A 20,543-nucleotide genomic window follows, 5' to 3' on the forward strand; every position below is an offset into this window, starting at 1 on the left:
CCAATAAAAACGCGTCATGCACAGCTTTTATTGGAGGAAAAGCATTTCTAATTTCGCCTGATTAAATCAATTCCAGTATGTTCTCCAATTCTTCCATAGAAAGGTCGTCATCCCCCAGGTCGCTCGGGGTCAACTCCCCTTCTTCTTTTGACAGGCAATGGGCTATGATGGCAAGCAAGTGATTCCGGTAGCTGTCTGCCAAGCGAGTAATGGTTTCTTCCTTGTACTGGAGACTATTGTATCCAAAGCTGATCTGGAGCTTTCCATCCTCGATCATGCCGGAGATGTCCAGGAGGAACACTCTTTCCGATTGCGGGCTGAACAACTGTCCTGTCCCGAGTGGTGAGAATGAATAGCCGCCCGATTTCACATCCGAATCAAATTGTCCGAGATAGTTAAAGCTGATTTCCGGCTGTAAGGTAAATGACAAGGTTGGTTCGGTCTTACCTTTCGTCATCGTGCGTAAAATCTCGTAGCCAATTCCTTTTTTCGGAATCCGGCGCAAGCTCTCTTTGATTTGCTTGATTTGGTATGCCAAGTCCTGCGACTTCTCCATATCAAGCACGACCGGGAACTGAGAAGTAAACCACCCAATTGTTCTCGTCACATTCATTTCATTCTGGATGTCTTCGCGTCCGTGACCTTCCAGATTGATGACAGCGCAGCTGGTATTCGCCCATTCTTTCACGGTTAATCCCAAGGCCGTCAACAATAGATCATTCATCTCTGTGTGATAGGCATGATGAACGTGACGTAGAAGATTTTCTGTTTCCGGAGCTGTCAACTCAACCTTTACAGTACGCGTATGCTTTTGCTTACGATCTGCTGTGACAAAATCGGTAGGCAACGCTGCTTGCGAGGTCGTTCTCTCCAGGTTGTGCCAATAAGCAACCTCTCGCAAAAGCTCGTCACTCTCTGCGTAGGTATGCATTTGGGACGACCAAGCCTTGAATGAATCCGTCTTCTTCGGCAAGACGATCTCTTGATTACGCTGAGCCTGTGTATAGGCTGTAGAAAAATCCTCAAACAAGATTCGCCACGAGACGCCATCCACTACTAAATGGTGAATTGCAATGAGTAAATGATCGCCTTCTTTGGTTGAGAAGAGGCCCAGATGGACGAGCGGTCCTTGTTCCAAATCGATATTGCTTTGGATGAGATCAGCCAATTCCAAAATGTGAGCTGCGCTATTTGGATGTTCCGTCAAATCAAATGAGTGGAAACGGAATCGTTCATCTGTAAGCCCTCGATTGATTTGGGTGATGGTCCCATTTTCGTGTTTGTATACCATGCGCAGCGCATCGTGATGCTCGATGATTTTATGGAAGGCTTGCTGAACAAGTCCTCCATCGAAGCCTTCTTCTCGGAACAGCATGACAGCCTGATTCCAGTGGTGACGATCAGTGAAATTCTGCTCATAGAACCACTTTTGGATAGGAGTCAAACCAATCTCGCCTTCTACGACTCCCTGGTCACTTTCTCTGATGTTTGGCGTTACATGGGCGGCGACAAGTTCGATAGACGGATATTGGAACAGTTCCTTCATCGCAAGCGTCCAGCCTGATGCGTGAAGGCGCGTGGATACTTGAATCGCTTTGATGGAATCTCCGCCTAGTTCAAAGAAATTGTCTTTCATTCCGACTTGCTTGATTCCCAAAACCTCTGCCCAGATCGTTGCCAGTAGTTGTTCGAGTTCGTTTTGTGGAGCTTCATATTCTCGTCCTGCATTCTTCTCCTGGCTCGGCTTCGGCAATGCTTTGCGGTCTATCTTGTCATTCGGTGTCAACGGCATCTTATCCAACTGGACAAAGAAGGTTGGAACCATATAGTTTGGCAGTTCTTTGCCCATAAATTCTCGCAGCTGTGCTGGAGTTGCTTCCCCATCTGCCACATAGTAAGCGCACAGGAAAGCTTGCCCGTGGTCATCCGTATGTGTGATAGCTGCGGCCTCTATTATCGTCTCGTACCGCAACAGAACACTCTCGACTTCGCCCAGCTCTACCCGGTGTCCGCGAATCTTCACCTGATGATCGATTCTTCCGAGGTACTCGATATTTCCATCCGGAAGCCATCTAGCCAAGTCACCAGTTCGGTACATCTTTTCTCCTGGCACAAACGGGTTGTCGACGAATTTCTCTGCGGTCAGTTCTGGACGATTCCAGTATCCCCTGGCCAGTGCCACCCCGCTGATGCACAATTCTCCTATCTGCCCCACAGTTTTCAATTGCGATTGTTCATCCACAATGTACAGCTTCGTGTTCTGTACGGGTTTACCAATGGTAATCGTCTGTCCGACTGGTTCATCCGGCACGGCTTTCCAGAGTGTCGCGCAAACGGTATTCTCTGTTGGGCCATATCCATTGATATAGGTCACGTTCTCTTTCCACTGCTCTATCAACGCGGTGGAAGATGACGATCCGGCTGTAATCAGGATACGTAAAGACGGCATACGATCAGGCTCAAGATAAATGGCATACGTCGGCGGCAAAGTGAGAATGGTAATCTCGTTCTGGCGGACGTATTCCTCAAATTTGCGAAAATCGTTGATCGTGTCACGGGAGATGATGTACAAAGGCGCACCTGTAAGCAATCCGATAAACATATCCCAGACCGATGCGTCAAAAGAAATGCTGGCAAAGTGCCCGGCTCTGTCGTGTGGTGTTACACCAAGGTGATTGGTGAATACGGCTTGCAGATTGGCTGCTCCACTGTGTTCCAGCATGACTCCCTTTGGATTGCCTGTCGTACCGGACGTGTAAATGATATAAGCCAGATCAGACGGCTTGTTCATGCAAAGCAAGTTTTCTGTTTGTGGCGAATAGCTTCGAGCGTCGCCAAGATCGATGATATCTGCCTGACTGGACACCTTATGGATCAAGTGTGAATGAGTAACCACCAGCTTCGCTTGACTGTCTTCCATCATGTAACGGATTCTTTCCTCGGGATACTCAGGATCGACGGGTAAAAAGGCGCCGCCCGCTTTTAATATCGCCAGGGTTGCAATGACCATCTCCAGTGAACGCTCCACCAGCATGACGACAATTTGCTCGGGTTTTACCCCTTTTTCGCGCAAAACAACGGCCAACTGGTTCGCTCTTTCATTCAGTTCCTTGTAGGTCATATGTTTTTCTTCGAATATAATCGCCGTTTGATCAGGCGTGTTTGCTGCCAGTTCTTCAAAGAGCTGTTGGATGGTTTTGCCTGTCGGGTAATCTCTGTCCGTATCATTAAAGTCCACCAGCAACAACTGCTTTTCTTCTGCCGTCAGCATCTCAATCTCTTGAAGCTTCCTATCTGGATGAGCTATTACGTTTCGCAGAATTTGCAAGAAGTGACGCGCCATTCTGTCTACCGTGTCTCTTCTGAACAGCTTGGTGCTGTACTCCAGTCGCAGTAACAGGTCTGTCTCACGCTCAGTCAGGTGAAAAGACAAGTCGAACTTCGATATGCCAAGCGCGCTGCTGGATTCATAATGGCGATAGACTAATTGATCCAGCGTTTTTTGGTACAGCTCGTCGGTTTGCAAAATGAACATCGTGTCAAACAGTGGATTACGTCCCGGATCACGTTGAATGCCCAGGTTTTCAACCAGACTCTCCAGCGGGTAATCTTGATGATCATAAGCATCCAAGGCATTCTGCTTGACTTCCATCAGAAAATCCTTAAAGGTCTTTTGACCTGTCGGTTTGTTTCGGATTGCCAGCGTATTGACGAACATTCCTACAATCGGTTCCAGCTCAGAGCGCGTCTTGCCGGAGATCGGTGTTCCGACAATGATGTCATCCTGCCCCGAATACTTCGATAGCAGCACATTGTAAGCGGCGAGCAAGACCATAAACAGCGTCGTTTTGGTTTCTGTAGCCAGCGTGTGCAAGGCTTCTAGCAGTGATTGATCAGTAGAAAGCGCGATATGGTCACCTTCAAAGCTTTTCACAGATGGTCGTGGAAAATCTGTTGGCAGTTCCACCGTGGAAATCTTCCCCGCAAACGCTTGAAGCCAATAATCTTCGTGTGACTTGAAGTCATCTGACTCGAACAAGCTCTTCTGCCAAACAGAGAAATCCTTGTATTGGATACGCAGCGCTGGCAAGTGTCTGCCCTGGTACAAATCGGCCAGCTCATTGAAGATGATCGTGACGGATGAGGCATCTGCTGCAATATGATGCATGTCATAAAGGAGAAGATGACGTTCATCCGAGATTTTCACCAAGCCCATGCGTATCAACGGAGGAACAGAAAGATCAAATGGACGGACGAACGAATGGAAAATCTCATCGATCTGATGTTCCTCTGCTGTCCGATACTCCATCTCCACTTCCCCGCGGTCGTGTATTTTTTGGACGAGCTGATCTCCCACCATTTCAAATGACGTTCTCCAGATCTCGTGGCGGTCTACCAATGCTTGCAGCGCATTCGCCAACTGCTCACGAACCAGCTTGCCTTCCAGCATGATCATGCCAGGCGTATTGTAGCTGATGCCTGCCCCTTCCAGCTGATGAAGCACGTACATTCGCTGCTGGGCAGACGATACTGGATAGTAATCTTGTAGCTCTGCTGGTTGAATCGATGTATCTGATGCATTCTCGCTATGCTCAATCCATGGCGACAAGGATCGAATCGTCGGAGCATCAAAGAGGCGCTTCAAAGGCAGATCTATTTGAAACTCCCGATGCACATGCGCTACGACCGTCATAGCTTTCAAGGAATGGCCGCCTAGCTCAAAAAAGTTATCCATCACCCCGATACCTGAGTGGCCGAGGACGTTCTCCCAAATCTTCACCAGCGTGACTTCCACCTCATTAGCTGGTGCAACATACTCCGCCCCTGTTGCAGGCTTTCCTTCAGGCATTGGCAGAGCTTTGCGATCGAGCTTGCCATTTGGTGTGAGCGGGAAAGCATCCAGTTGAACCAGATAGGTAGGTACCATATACGCTGGCAGCTCTTGGGATAGATGTGTTCGAAGCGCCACTTCTGAGATGGTTTCTTTCCCAGTGAAATAGGCAGTCAGATACGCGTCTCCGCTTCCATCCTGATGGGCAACGACAATCGCTTCATTTGTGTTTTCATAGCTGAGCAGAACCGATTCTATCTCCCCGATCTCAATCCGATATCCTCTCACTTTTACCTGTTCATCCAAGCGTCCAGCGAATTCAATCGTTCCGTCAGGGAGCCACCTGCCAAGATCTCCCGTCTTGTACATGCGTTTACCTGGCTCAAATGGATTGGAAACAAACTTCTCCTGAGTGAGTTCTGGTTTTTTCCAATATCCCCGTGCCACACCGCGGCCGCCAATGCATATCTCTCCAACTACACCGATTGGTAGCAGCTGGTGCGAATGATCCACGATGTATATGCTTGTGTTTGCTATTGGACGCCCAATCGTGATGGGAGCATCCGGCTGCGTATCGCACAGATAAGTGGCGATGACGCTGCTTTCTGTCGGACCGTACGCATTGACAGCAAGCATCTGCGGATTCATCTCTTTGCACATTTCTACAAGCTTCGGAGATAGCTTTTCTCCCCCGAGCACTGCCATTTTCATCGGACTGATGTCTTCCGGGGTGCTGCATTCCAAAATCGCCTGGAACAAACTTGGCACGCATAACGTGTAGCTGCAACTCCACGCTGTGATCAGGTTTTTGAGCGCGATCGGATCTTTGGCTTCTTCATCCTTCGTCAAGATAACAGTTGAACCGGATACTATCAGCGCAAAGAAGGTAAGGACAAAGCCATCAAAGGCAAAGGAAAGAGGCAGCAAGCCTCTGTCATGGACAGACAAGGCAAACTCTTCCTTGTTCCACGTCACACTGTTGACAATACCTCGGTGCTCTACCATGACCCCTTTTGGCCTACCCGTTGTACCAGATGTGTAGATGATATAAGCCAGATTGGTTGCCGTATGAATCGGGTCCAGGTTTGTGGTTATACGAGAATAGTTACTCTTATCCTCCAGATACAGGCATTCCACTCCAGCAGCAATCTTTGTTCCAAGCTGTTCTTGGGTAAGCACCAGACGGGCTTCGCAATCTTCCAGCATATAAGCAATGCGATCATTCGGATATTCAGGATCGATGGGCACATATGCTCCGCCAGCCTTGAGAATGGCAAGGATTCCTATCACCATCTCCAAGGAACGAGTTGCCATAATGCCAACGCTTTGGTCAGCCTGCACTCCTTTTTTCCGTAATGTGCGAGCAAGCTGATTGGCTCTCTTATTGAGCTCCTGATAGGTCAACCGTTTTTCCCCGCAAACGAGCGCAATTTGATCAGGCGTTTTCAGCACTTGCTCTTCAAATAGCTGTGGAAGCGTGGATTCCTCTTGAACATGCTTGTATGTGTCGTTGAAATGGACCAACAATTCCTGCTTTTCTTGCTCGGTTAGCATCTCCATCTGATAGAGAGCCAACTCTGCGTTCCGGATGACTTCCTGCAAGATTTGGATGTAATGTTGCGACATTCTTTCGATCGTCTCTCGCTTGAACAGCTTGGTGCAAAATTCGAAGCAGAAGATAAGACCCGACTGATTTTCGGTAGCTTCGAGAGACAGATCGAATTTCGCCATTTTCCCTTCTGGCACGTAAGGCGTTACTGTGATTCCTTCGATTTCGATTGGATCGGTATCCATGTTTTGCAAAATGAACAAGGTGTCAAACAAAGGATTGCGGCTTCGATTTCTATTGACCGCCAGCTTTTCGACGAGCTCCTCAAACGGGTACTCTGCATTCTCAAAGGCAGCGAGTGTATTGTCCTTCACCTCAAGTAAAAATTCCTTGAACGTTTTGGTTAATACCGGCTGATTTCTGATTGCGAGCGTATTGACGAACATGCCCATGATGGTTTCCGTATCGGGATGTGCTCTTCCGGCAGTCACCGTTCCGACAACCATGTCTTCTTGCCCAGAATATTTTGCGAGTAAAACATGATAGGCTGCCATCAGAACCATGTAGAGGGTCGTACCTGTCTCTGCCGCTACTCGCTGCAAACCATCCAGTAGCTGTTTTTCTGTTCGGAATGGATAACGTTCGCCCTCAAAGCTTTGAACAGACGGTCGAGCGTAGTCCAAAGGCAGGTTCAAGACGGGGATTTCACCAGCGAATCGATTGGTCCAATACGCTTCCTGCTTTCGGTAGTCGTTCGACTCTGCCTGACCTTTTTCCCAAACTGCGAAGTCTTTATACTGAATGAGCTGCTCTGGCAAGGAATTGTTTTGATAGAAATGAGCAAAGTCATTCAAAATGATCTGGGACGATACACCATCCGAGATGATATGGTGCAAATCAAACATCATGACATGGTGCTGCTCGCTTAGTTTGACTAGCCCAACCCGGCATAACGGAGCCCTTTCCAGATCAAACGGTTGCATGAAATCCATCATGACCTGATTCAATTGCTCTTCTGTCGATTCCATGTAAGTAATCGGCAGCTTGCATTCCTGGTGGATACGTTGTACCGGTTCGCCGTTGATGGTATGAAAAGACGAGCGAAGCGATTCATGACGATTCACCAGGCAAGAGATGGCATGCTCCAGCTGTTTCACATCCAGTTCCCCATCGAGTCTCATCGCAACAGGCAGATTGTAAACCGTGCTAGCCGGGCCTAGCTGATTTAAGATGAGCATGCGTTTTTGCGCAGAGGATACAGGATAATACTCTTGCGGCAGGACTCGCGGAATAGCGGAATATGTTCCTTCCTCTTCGCCTTCTACATATTTTGCGATGGCTTGGATGGTCGGTCTCTCAAACAATACACGCAGCGGAACATCTGTCTTGCATTCTTTTTGCATATGGGAAATAAGTTGGATCGCTTTTAGTGAATGGCCCCCCAGCGTGAAAAAATTATCTTGAATGCCGACCCGTGACACGCCGAGTACGTTTTCCCAAATCGCTGCCATTTTCTGTTCCAGTTCAGTTGTCGGGGCGAGATAAGCCGTTCCCGTAAAAGCATTTCCATCAGGTATGGGCAAAGCTCTTCTGTCTGTTTTTCCGTTTGGCGTGACCGGAATCCGCTCCAGGTTCACGAAAAAGGACGGGATCATATATTCAGGCAGAGTCCGCGACAGGTAGGCTCGCAGCTCTTCGTTACTGATCTCTGCTTGCAGAACGACATAGGCGCACAAATACTTTCCGCCTGTCTCATCCGTTCTGTCGATGACGACGGCTTCCTTGATGCTGGAATGGTTGAGCAATTGTGACTCGATCTCTCCCAGCTCGATGCGATGACCCCTTATTTTTACCTGATGGTCGATCCGCCCCAAAAACTCGATATTGCCATCCGGCAACCAACGGGCCAGGTCACCCGTCCGATACATTCTTTCACCTGGCTGATACGGATTCTCGAGAAACTTCTCCGCGGTCAGCTCTGGATTGTGTAAATATCCTCTTCCTACATTCGCACCGGAAATATACAGTTCCCCGACAATCCCGGCCGGTTTCAGCTGCAGCTCTTCATCCAGAATGTAAATGCCTGTATTGCTAATCGGTTTACCAATGGGAGGCAGCTCCGGTATATCTGATCTCGGGTCCATCGTGTAGGTGGTCACTACATGTGTCTCCGACGGTCCATAATGATTGTGTAAAAATACGTGATGCTTCCGTAGATACTTCTGCAGCTCATGAGTGACGACGAGCTGTTCCCCTGCAGTGATGATGTGCTTGACGCAACGCGGGAAGCTTTGCGCATAATCTTTTTCGTTAAAGATAAATTTCAAAAAGGATACAGGGAGGGACAAAGTGCTGATCTGTTTTTCCTGGATAAACGCGAACAGTTTTTCTACATGACGTCTCATCTCATTCGTGATGAGATAGAGCTGTCCCCCGGAAAGCAGTGTGGAGAAAATTTCCTGATAGCAAACATCAAAGCTGCATGTGGTATACTGCAGCACTTTTTCATGAAAATCGATATTGGTGTGGGAAAACGTAAAGTGCATCAGATTTGTCATGTTCTTATGCTCAAGCATGACGCCTTTTGGTTTACCCGTTGTTCCTGAAGTATAGATGATATAGAACAGGTCATCAGGATGATTGATCGTGTCTACAGACGCATTGCTCTCTTCCCATATGGCTGAGGCGTTGATGTCTATCGTTTCCGTAGAAGTCGTGACTTTCTCTAGCAGATGATGCTGAGTCACTACTAATCGTATTCCGCTGTGGTCGAGCATGTAGACAATCCTATCCTCAGGCAGCTCCGGATCAATCGGCACGAACGCGCCACCGGCTTTCAATATCCCAAGGATTCCTACAATCATCTCTATCGAACGATCCATCATTGTACCGACAAGACTATCTGCTGCAATTCCTTTTGCGCGCAAAAATCTGGCGAGCTGATTGGACTTTTCTTCGAGCTCCCGATACGTCAGGTGCTGATCTCCGAATACGATAGCAACCTGATCGGGCGTTTTTTCAACCTGCTCCGAAAAGAGCTCGTGAATCGTTTTCGCAGGATAGGCAGCTGATGTTTCTTGATTTTTAGCCAATAGCTGTTGTTTCTCAGATTCTGTCAGCAAAGTAATTTGCTGAAGGTCGACATTTGGATTGTTTGCTACGCAAGCCGCTACCTGATTGATATGGCCGACCATTTTTTGCACGACCTCTTCATCGAAGCGTGCGGCATTATAATCAAACCGCATAGCAATCTCTTCTTTGGGCATCACCATGACCGTCATGTCATAATTGGTAGGCTCGAACATCTCCACATCGATAATTGTAAAACCAACCTGCTGGTCCCTTGCCTTTTTCTGCAATGCTTCCACCAGCGGGTAGTTTTCAATAACCATCAGGTGATCGATCAAATCTTGCTTCAGGATCGAATCGTTTTGAATATCGTACAAAGGCACATGCTCATATGGCTGAGTTTGCAGCGTTCTTTGATGCACATCCAGTAATAGGTCAGAAAACGTTTGACCCTTTTTCGATTGAATACGGAATGGGATCGTATTGATAAACAACCCAACCATTTTATCGATTCCTACTATTTCTGTTGGCCGCCCTGAGACAACGGAACCGAATAGCACATCATCGGATGAATTGTATTTTTGGAGGAGAATCCCCCATATCGTTTGAATCGCTGTCGGCAACGTCACTTGATTCTGAGTGGCAATCGCTAGCAGCTGCTTCGTAAGCGTACGGTTCAGCACAAAGCGATATTGAGCTGGTTGAAAAGCTTTGCTAGATGGCTTCCCTGTCTTCGGTAAAGAAGTCTGCTGTTCATAGTGTTCGAGGTATTCTCTCCAATAGGCGAGAGATGCCTGTTTATCTTGTTTTTCCAGCCATTTTATAAAGTGACTGTATGGCTGTACCGGCTCAAGCGAGATCGTAGTCTTGTTTTGCAAGGATAAATAGACGGATAGAAGGTCATCAAAAATAATGCTGAAGCACCAACCGTCCATGAGAATGTGATGAAAGCTCCAGATGATCTGGTAGTCATGCTTCGTCATTTGGAAAATAGCGACTCTCATTAATGGGTCTTTCGCCAAATGAAAGGTTTTCTCTTGATCTTCGCTCTTGTATTGTGCGTACTGCTGCTGCTTTTGTTGCTCATTGTATGCAGACAAATCATGAAATTGGATGGGAATCGGTCGTTCCTTCAAAACAACCTGCAAAGGCTGCTTTAATTTTTCATGGAGAAATAACGTACGGAACACATCATATCTCTCTACCAGCACTTCCAAGCTGTTGGTAAACAAACCAACGTCAAGATCACCCTGAATCGTAATGGACATCTGTACAAGATGAGAGTTGTGTTCTTCATCTAGCAAGGCATGAAATAGCATTCCTTCTTGCATGGGAGTCAGCAAATACATATCTTGTACCTGTTCTTTGCTAAATAAACTCATTACGGCACCTCGATATCAACATTATTTGTCATTAATGCATAAAAATGTAAGTTAAGAGAATGCATTGCCCCACGAAATATTCGTATATGCTTATCTAATTAAGTGTATTTGTAAGTAATTCGAAGATATCGTCCATTTCCTCCATTTGGAGTCCTTTCAGACTAAAATCACTTGGAGTTCGTTCTACTTCTTTTTTCTGGGAGCAATGCGTGATGATCGACAGGAGGTGCTTTTTATAGCTATCACTCAAGCAACGGATGGTCTCTTCTCTATACTGCTCCTCGCTATAGGAAAAGGTGATGAGAAGCTCTCCACCTTCAATCAATCCGGTAATATTCAGGTTGGTATAAATTTCGGACTCAGGACTCAAGTTGTTCTTTCCGTCCGCACCGAGAGTGTTGCCACAACTATAAGGCGATCGAGTAAACAGTTCATTTTTGATGTCCGAGTCAAATTGGCCCAAGTAGTTAAACGTAATTTCGGATTGCAGGGAAAAAGATAGGGAACGACGTCTTTCCGGTACTGTCGCATACTTTAAGATTTCATAACCAATGCCTTTATTCGGTATCTTCCGCAAATTTTCTTTCGTGAGCTTAATATGGTCAGATAACTGATTGATTTGTCTCAAATCTAGCAAAACCGGATATTGGGACGTAAACCAACCTACTGTTCTCGCAACGTTCGCCTGCTGGATAATTTCCTCGCGCCCATGCCCCTCTAAATTAATCACGATTTGGTCCAGCTTGCTCCACTCTGCGATTGCAAGCCCCAACGCTGCCAATAACAAATCGTTGATTTCGGTTTGATATGCATGATTTGCTTGCTTCAACAATTGTTCGGTCTCTACTACCGGCAATGCGACTCGTATGTTTCGTATACTCTTTTGTTTGCTACCAATCGATTCATAGTCTTTGGGAAGAGAGACAGTTCTAGCTTCCAATTCGAGATTCTCCCAATAGGGCAGTTCTCTTCGTAACTCATCTTGATTTGCATACTCGTTTAGCCATTCTGACCAATTTTTAAAAGAATCCGTTTTTTCGGGCAGAACTATCTCTTGCCCTGCTAGCACCTGGGCGTATGCTGTTGCTAGATCCTCAAATAATATGCGCCAAGAGATGCCATCAACTACTAAATGATGGATGGCCATAAACAAATGGTCGCCATCGAAAGTATGAAACAGGGCTACCTGAACCAACGGGCCTTCGTGTAGATTCATACTGCTGTGCAAGCGTCTCGTCTCTTCTTCTATCACGGGTTGAACATCCGTATGCGAGGTCAGATCATAGCGAGTGAAATGGTATAAATCTTCAGCCAAACCGCGATTAAGCTGCACAATCTCTTCATTTTCGCGCTGATATACCATACGCAGCGCGTCGTGATGCTGGAGAATTTTATCCAGTGCCTTCTGAATGGCGTGAGGATCAAATCTCTGTTCGCGATATAGCATATACGATTGATTCCAATGGAACATATTCGTAAAGTTCCGCTCAAAGAACCACTGTTGAATCGGCGTAAGAGGTACTGGCCCCGCGATGATGCCTTGATCGCTTTTTCTGGTCGTATTCTTGACAAAGAGAGCAACCTGCGCAATCGTCGGGTATTTCAGCAAATCTTTCGTCTCTAGCCTCAGCTGGTAGGAATGCAATCGTGCACTGACCTGGATAGCTTGGATCGAATCACCACCGAGCGAGTAAAAATTATCGCGAATACCAATCTTCTCGATTCCCAAAACCTCTTGCCAAATCGCAGCGAGGATGGATTCTGTCTCATTTCTGGGAGCTTCGTATGCTGTACTTGGGCTTACAGCAAGATCAGGTTCAGGCAATGCTTTGCGATCGATTTTGTCATTTGGTGTGAGTGGCATTTTATCCAGCTTCACGAAAAAGGAAGGAACCATGTACGCAGGAAGCTTTTGTGCGGTATATTCTCTGATCTGCGAAGGTGTTACTTCCTGTCCCGAAATAAAGTAGGCGCACAGATATGGCCCCGCATGTTGATCTTCTCTGGCGATAACTACTGCCTCTTTGATTAGTTCATGCTTCAGCAAAACGGACTCGATTTCTCCTAGCTCAATCCGATGACCCCTAATTTTCACTTGATGGTCGATTCTGCCGAGAAACTCGATTTCCCCATTCGGCAGCCATTTGGCTAGGTCTCCTGTTCTGTACATCTTCTCGCCTGGTATGAACGGATTATCTATGAATTTTTCTGCCGTCAGATCTGGTCGATTCCAATATCCTCTGGCCAAGCCTACTCCGCCAATGCACAATTCGCCTTCGCTGCCAATCGGCTGCAGCTTTAACTCTTCATTGACAATATAAACGGATGTATTTTGAATCGGTTTTCCGATCGGAACAGATTGGATATGGCGCTCATTGGAAGGAGCTTCCCATGTCGTCGCGCAAATGCTCGTTTCCGTTGGACCGTATGCATTGATGTACCTGACTTTGTTTTTCCATTTATTCACTAGAGGAATGTTGGCAGCTGAGCCTGCCGTAATCATGATGCGTAGTGGAGTGATATGATCTGGGTTGAGGTGAGTTAAATAAGTAGGCGGTAACGTGATGATGGTCAATTCATTTTCATTCAAATAATTTTCAAATGTGATGAAATCATGAATCGTATGTTTGGAAAGAATGTATAGGCTGGCACCGGATAGCAAAGCCATGAACATTTCCCATACCGATGCGTCGAAGGACATGCTGGCAAATTGACCAATTTTGTCCTCAGGTGAAACGCCAAACGTATTTTTGAAGAATGATTGCAAATTCGCGATCCCTTTATGCTCCAACATGGTCCCTTTCGGCTTGCCAGTTGTGCCTGAGGTATAAATCACATACGCAAGATCAGTGGGCTTACTTGGAAGGTGAAGGTTGGAATCTGAGTGAGAATCGACATTTTCTTCTTCCAGTACTACTACTTGCCCGCCGTACCCGACGTCATGAACAAGATTGCGGACGTTCTTCTGTGTGAGTACGATTTTGGTTTGACTGTCTTGCAAAATATATTGAATCCGATCCCGGGGATATTCGATGTCGATGGGAACATACGCTCCGCCAGCCTTGAGGATGGCCATTATAGCTGTAACCGTTTCGATGGACTTTTCCATCATCACACCGACAATGCTGTCTGTCTGAATCCCTTTTTTGATCAGTGCTCTTGCTAATTGATTGGCTTTCTTATTGAGTTCCTGGTAGGTTAAGCGCTCGTTTTCATAAACGATGGCAATCCGGTGTGGTACAGCTTCTGCTTGCTCCTCGAATAACTGATGAATCGACTTATCCTGTGAATATGCAGCCTTTGTCTGATTAAAAATGGCTACCTGTTCTTTTTCCCATTCCAAGTCGATGAGATTGGCCTGATTTCTTAACATATGTCCCCTCCGATAATTGAAAAACTTTTGTCTATCATGAAGTGTGACAATACAATACGATGGCCAAGCAAGTGACAGTTAAGGTAAAAGCGGTTATGAAATTGAAATAAAATGGGTGAAAACGTACAAAAATGGAAGTATCTTCATCAACAACATTAAGTATAATGGGCGAATGTAACAAAATATGTGGGATTTTGTATCTTTTTTGTAATTATCACCCAGTATTATATATCTATGGTCTTGAATCCATTTTCACCTTCAAATTCTCTTTGATTTTACAAATTTTCACAATGGGGATAATTCCCTGTTTGTGTACAAATGATTTCAGGACAAAAGTCTCTTTCTATAGCCTAATGGATCCAGGACATGGTTACTGCAATGAATACTAACAGATCACACTATTTGCTTGGTTCGTTTACACATCTCCCCTTCATGAAAAATTGCTCAACCAAGTCAGCGATATGCTATGCATAGATATTCTCATGTTGATCAAACTGTTATTCATTATAGCAGAGAGAATTATTCTGTACAGAAAAAAATAGGAATTTTTTGTTAAAAGTGTTAGATCGCTACCAAAACAACTTCTTCACATCGAAAGGGACCTTTGGCATATTTATATTTATGGCAAGTACCATTTCGTGACTGCACGTTTTCAAAGACGTAAAAAGGCCCACACTTTATGTTTTCATACAAAAAGTGTGAGCCCTCTCAATGACAAATACCTTGTCAGAACAACTGAGGAGGTATATGCCCTTGCCCTTATTCTTTGATAACAATGTTTTTATCCTGCAAGCGCTTGTTCGTAGCACTTCTGACCAATGTATACACAACGGCAAAAGCTGGAATACCAAGCAACATGCCCATGATACCAAATAAACTTCCACCCACCAACAAGGCCAGCATGACCCATAAGCCCGCTAATCCGATGGAATTCCCTACGACCTTCGGGTAGATAAAGTTGCCCTCAATTTGTTGGAGAACAAGTATAAATACGACGAACCAAATTGCTTTAATCGGATCAACCATCAAGATGATAAACGCACTGGGAATCGTCCCGATGTACGCACCAAAGATCGGAATAATGCTCGTTACCCCAATGATGACACTTACCAAAAGTGCATATGGCATTTGGAACATCCACATACCGACGAAACAGAGCGAACCAAGTATCAGTGCCTCCGTAAGCTGACCGGCTATGAAACCACTGAATGCTTTGTTCGTAATTCCACCGATTTCTACAGCCTTGTCCGCTCTCTCTTTGGAGGTGTACGCATACACCAATTTTTTCGCGATCATCGTTAACTTTTCTTTACTGAGTAGCAAGTAGACGGACAGCATCAGACCCATGATGATATCGATAAAGCTGATCGTGAACATTTTCGTGAATTCCAAAATCACCGGGATCGACGTCAGGAAAAACTGACCAAATTTGGTCAGAATCTCATTCCACTTCTGGACGAGTGTATTCCACAGATCGCCAGACAAATGAAACTTCGTTGCGATACTATCCACGAAAGCCTTTAACGATTCCATATTATTCGGCAGACTAAAGGCAAGCACGGAAATACTTGAGATTAACTGAGGAACAATAAACCACATCAAAAATGTCAAAAATACCAGAACAGTCGCTAATGTCAACAAAATCGAAAATGGACGTCGCACTCTCAACCAGATTCGATTGTTTCGCCGATTGATGGGAGCAAATACTCTTTCTTCATAAAATCTCAGTAAAATATTGAGAATGTAGGCAATGGCGATTCCATAAATAACAGGATCTAACAAATCAAACATTTCATAGACGTACAACTTGACAGCCGCAAAATTCCAGAACAGAACGAACAAGAGTACGGTGTAAGTCGCGACCATGATGTATTTCTTCATATCTGGCCAGTTTATTCTATCCATCATCCGCTTACAGACTCCTAACAATTGTGATTTCTAAGGTGAAGGGCTAATCCATAACTTTTCCAACTAGTATGTCCACAGGCTCACTGCAGATTCTCACCAAGCTTCTATTATATCTTGAATACCATCCAATGACCAACAAAAAACACCCGTGTAGCGGGTGTTTGGTTATGTCAAGCTTTGCTTATATGCATCCCGTACCCGTTCGATCTGAGCAAGGTGGTCGCGAACATGCTCTACCCGGAATTCGAGCAGCTCTTTAAAGGTGAACCGGCCCGCATCTGCATAAACCCCTACACGCTCGTATTGATCGCTGGTCAGAGTACCCAGAATCGTCTGCATACTACAGCGGAGCATTTGAAATAATTGTAGGTATTGCTCAAGGTCCAACTGATCGTATGCAAGGTTATTCGCCCAAGCATCTTGATCAAACGAAATCAAGAGTGGCTCTTCCTCTGCCAAAACTTTTTTCAATCGATGGGTAGACAAAATATCGGAATCTGTTACATGAATAAAAGGTGGATTGACAGTTCTTCCTCCTTGCTTGAATTCAAGCTGCTTGTAACAATTCCCGATCTCGTTTTCCATGCAGCCAGTAATAGAGAGGGATACTGATCAGAATGAAGGCAACCATCCCGACGAAAATGGAGCGATATCCTGTATACGGGACGATAAATCCGAGTACATAAGGTCCGATCCCTAAACCTAAATCATACAAAATGTAGTAAGTCGAGGTTGCTAATCCAAAACGATGCGGCTCCGTTACCTTCACGGCTACCGTTTGGGCAACAGAGTTAAAGTTTCCGAAGCCTAATCCAATCAATGCAGCCGATAACAGCAGCGTCCAGGCAGTTGCTGCTTGGCTGAATAACAGCATCCCAAGAGCAAATAGTACCAAGCTCGGGTATGTCACGATGTTCGCTCCACGTGCATCCATCAGCTTTCCTGTATATGGTCGCGAGAAAATAATGACAAGCGCATACACTAAGAAAAAATAACTGGATGCGGAAACAAGATTGATTTCTTCTGCATAGAAGGATAAAAAGGATAGGACACCAGAGTAGCTGAAGCCGATCAATAAGGCAATGAATGAAATCGGCAGGGCTTTCGGTTCGATAAATTTGGAAATCAGTGAACCGTTTGTCTCCTTTTTAACGCCAGAACTGCTTACTGGTATGTTTATTTTGGCAATGGCATAAAACACCAGGCAAATCAAGGATAGGACCACATTCATCGTAAAGATCAAAGTGAAGCCATTTTCCATCCGCAAGAGGATAATACCGAGAAACGGACCTACAGCTGTAGCTAGAATCGCACTTAAACTATAGTAGCCAATACCTTCACCCTTTCGTGACATTGGCAAGATTTGTGCAATAATGGTGCCTGTTGCCGTACTGGCAATACCAACAGCAATTCCTTGCAGCAAACGATTGACCAGCAATAAGCTGATATGGGATACCACGAAGTACAATAATGAAGTTACAGCGAAAAATACCAGACCGATCCACAGTGTTTTTTTCGTGCCAATTTCACTGATTGCCCTGCCTGTGACTAAACGCCCAATTAACGCCCCAATAATGAAGATACTGGATACCAGCCCGGCTAAGCTTGTTGAAGCGTTAAATTCTGTTTTGGCGTACGATGCAATGGTGACCATGAGTAAGAAAAACATAAGCGTAAGGAGAAAGTTAATGACAGATACAATCATAAATTCTTTTGTCCAAAGCTTTTCCTTTTTCACTGTCTAGCCTCTTTTCATTAAGTTAACCAGTATTTTTTCCAGCGCTTTTTCTGTTACGTCTCTCTCTTCTTCGGTAACCCCTTCCATTATTTCTTCTAAAAACTGATCAGTCGTTTCCATGATTTTTTTGTGCAACGCTTCACCTGATTCGGACAAATACATAATTTTTTGGCGCTTATCTGTTCCGGATGAGATCAAGATCAATTCCCTTGCAGCTAATTTTTGCGCGATTGGTGTAATCGCTGGCTTCTCTACCTGCCAATAATCCGCCACATCACTAAAAGTAGCAGTCCCATTTTTCTTGAGATAGCGCATTAAGCCCCACTGCGTTACTGAAATTCCATAAGGGAGCAGCTCCTCTTGCAATTGATTGTCATAACGTCGACGTACGAAAATGATTTTCGAAAAGAATGTGTACATAGTAACTCCTCTGCTCATTTAGTTAATTAATTTAATTAATTATATCCCTTTTCGTTTTGTTTGAGAATCCTTAGATTTACAAATTGTGGCTTTTTCTACTCACATCCGTCTTATTAATACAGCAATGTGAAAGGAGAAGATCATGCTGGTTAAAAGGTTTTCCGCAATGCACATCTTCATGTTACTCTGCTTTATTCTTTTTTTTCCGGTACCGACGCTTGCTAAGGAATCTTCGTTTGCAAACCCGTATTATGTGTTTAGCGTAAACGATGCTGGTGATGTCTGTATTACTGATTTGGCCAAAAACGAAATTCTGTCCTCCATCCAGTACCAAGCTGAATACGGCGCCATCTATAATGCGATGACTCCCTCCCTGCCGAAAGGAACCAACAAGATAACGTTGGATCAAAGCCCGCCGTTTCAACCGGGCTCCGCTATCGAAATCCGCTCGGAATCGTTTGGTGGCAGAATGAATGCTCCGCTTGTCCATCAGGCAAAAGTGACTGCCGTTCGTGGAAACGAAGTTTTTTTCTCTCCTCCCACGACAAAACTGATCGATCGGAACGTTTTTATCAAACGGGGAAGCCATTGGGTGCGCAAATGGGACGATGTGAAGGTAGAACAGCTGGAAACGGAAACGGGTTCTACAATCACAGTGACAGGCCATACACCCAGTGCGGTCGTAACAACACGATACGAGCTACAAAAAAACAGTCCTGCCATCGACATTACCGTTAACACCACCTACAAGCGGGCAGCAAAGGTTTTTCGTGAAGCGTTCGTCCTGCAATTCAAGCCGAAAGTGACAGAAGTATACCGGAAGAACAGGAAAGTGGACACACAGAAATTCCAACCTTCTTACTGGCTGGATCGACAAGGTGCGAAATTTGGTCAAGGGAAACAGACTGCTTTTCTGTACCATGCCCCCAACGTTTCGTCACTCGAATTACATACAGCACAAAAACAGCTGTTATTGAACCTGGATCATATGAATGATCACCAGTACGTCCAGCAAGGTGCTACGAATCAAGTAGGGAAAGTACGTAACGCTTCCGAATATCGTGCAAATGATGAACGGACGAATTCATTCTCGCTGGTCGTCGGATATCAGCCAAAGCTCATGCCGCGATTTATGAGTCAGCCTTCAGGATTCTTGGCGACACATGTATGGACAGAACATGCAGATGAGCAAACGCTGCAAACGAACCGTGCCGTTTATTTCGGCTCAGAGAAGATCACGACAGCTACGCAAGCAACCGGCGGGTTTGTGAAACACCGAATCCCTGTGACGAAGAGCGTATTTTACTCGAATCCGTATTACAATCCACAAGCACCTATGAATGTGGCCATCGAGCAAAGTCCTGAGTTTCTTCAATTCTTGGAAGACCTTAATCAGTACGGTCATGATATTGGGTTACATACGATCTTCCCCTACGAAATGAGGCATTATCAGAAAACAACAGAAGATACGCTCCAATTTATGCAGAACCGTTTTCAAAGCAGCACATGGATTGATCATGGATATTTGAAATCCAGCTTTGGCTTTAACGCTCTGGACAATCAAACTGCAAATTATTTGGCGCATCTGTGGGAAAAATACGGCACCTCGTATTTTTGGCATTACAGCTCAGAAGATATCGCCAATCCAAATAACGGCCTTGATCTCTACCAAACGGGAAAAGGCGACGCTCTGCGTACCCCTCTCTATTGGTCGCATCCAACTGTTACTGGCCCGTTTTATTCATGGTCAGCTGCCACCATTCCGGAGGATACACTTTATCTGTATCGGGAGCAAAACCTCCAGCGTTTGATTCAAAATCGTGGTGTTTTTATCAATCATACTTACTTGGCAAGAATTCCATCAAAAAAGCAAGGCGGGAGCTTTATCCTTCGAGATTCAAAAGGAAGCTGGATCATTCATCCCGATTTTGACCGATTGTTGAAGCGAATGAACACGCTGCGCGATCAAGGAAAATTGCATTTGACGACCGTACGTGAAATCATGGATTATTGGCTCGCCCTCTCGCATGTCAGAATGGAATATGCACCAAATGGCTCTATTCTCCTGCATAATGATGGCAAGCGCAAAATTTCCGGCCTTTCCATGGTAACCAAAGCTTCGGAAGTCTTTGTCAACGGGAAAAAGCCATCGCAAAAGAAGGCAGATGGCGAGCAAATCTTTTGGTTCGATTTGGAGCCGAATGCAGTTGCGGTTATCGCAGCGAAACAAGCGGATAGTATTCCGCTCCCCAATTAAAAGGTAAATTGTGCGA

General features: G+C 45.4%; 7 protein-coding genes. 1 reads left to right on the top strand and 6 read right to left on the bottom strand.

Annotated features, from left to right (window positions below):
- Nucleotides 1–61: 61 nt before the first annotated feature.
- The 6 genes from AB1L17_RS02660 to AB1L17_RS02685 all read right to left on the bottom strand — a co-directional run bounded on the left by AB1L17_RS02660 (nt 62) and on the right by AB1L17_RS02685 (nt 18,270).
- Nucleotides 62–10,831 (bottom strand): non-ribosomal peptide synthetase, encoded by a 10,770-nt coding sequence (locus tag AB1L17_RS02660; RefSeq protein ID WP_412843984.1) that lies wholly within the window; start codon nt 10,829–10,831, stop codon nt 62–64.
- Between the two features lie 94 nt (nt 10,832–10,925).
- Nucleotides 10,926–14,204, bottom strand: a complete 3,279-nt coding sequence (locus tag AB1L17_RS02665) for a non-ribosomal peptide synthetase (protein WP_412843985.1) — start codon at nt 14,202–14,204, stop codon at nt 10,926–10,928.
- A gap of 759 nt (nt 14,205–14,963) precedes the next feature.
- Nucleotides 14,964–16,112, bottom strand: coding sequence for an AI-2E family transporter (locus tag AB1L17_RS02670; protein ID WP_412843986.1), 1,149 nt, complete (start codon nt 16,110–16,112; stop codon nt 14,964–14,966).
- A 165-nt stretch (nt 16,113–16,277) separates the two neighbouring features.
- Nucleotides 16,278–16,697, bottom strand: coding sequence for a DinB family protein (locus AB1L17_RS02675; protein WP_412843987.1), 420 nt, complete (start codon nt 16,695–16,697; stop codon nt 16,278–16,280).
- Nucleotides 16,660–17,850: an MFS transporter gene (locus AB1L17_RS02680; RefSeq protein ID WP_412843988.1), complete on the bottom strand. Its 1,191-nt coding sequence runs from the start codon at nt 17,848–17,850 to the stop codon at nt 16,660–16,662. Before AB1L17_RS02680 ends, AB1L17_RS02675 begins: the two co-directional genes overlap by 38 nt.
- Nucleotides 17,851–17,853: 3 nt before the next feature.
- Nucleotides 17,854–18,270, bottom strand: coding sequence for a MarR family winged helix-turn-helix transcriptional regulator (locus AB1L17_RS02685; RefSeq protein ID WP_412843989.1), 417 nt, complete (start codon nt 18,268–18,270; stop codon nt 17,854–17,856).
- Between the two features lie 142 nt (nt 18,271–18,412).
- Here AB1L17_RS02685 and AB1L17_RS02690 point away from each other — a divergent pair, with 142 nt between their 5' ends.
- A complete protein-coding gene (locus AB1L17_RS02690; protein ID WP_412843990.1) occupies nt 18,413–20,527 on the top strand; it encodes a hypothetical protein in 2,115 nt (704 codons plus the stop codon).
- The last annotated feature ends 16 nt before the right edge of the window (nt 20,528–20,543 follow it).

It is taken from the genome of Brevibacillus jepli (assembly GCF_047229145.1).
Lineage (GTDB): Bacteria > Bacillota > Bacilli > Brevibacillales > Brevibacillaceae > Brevibacillus.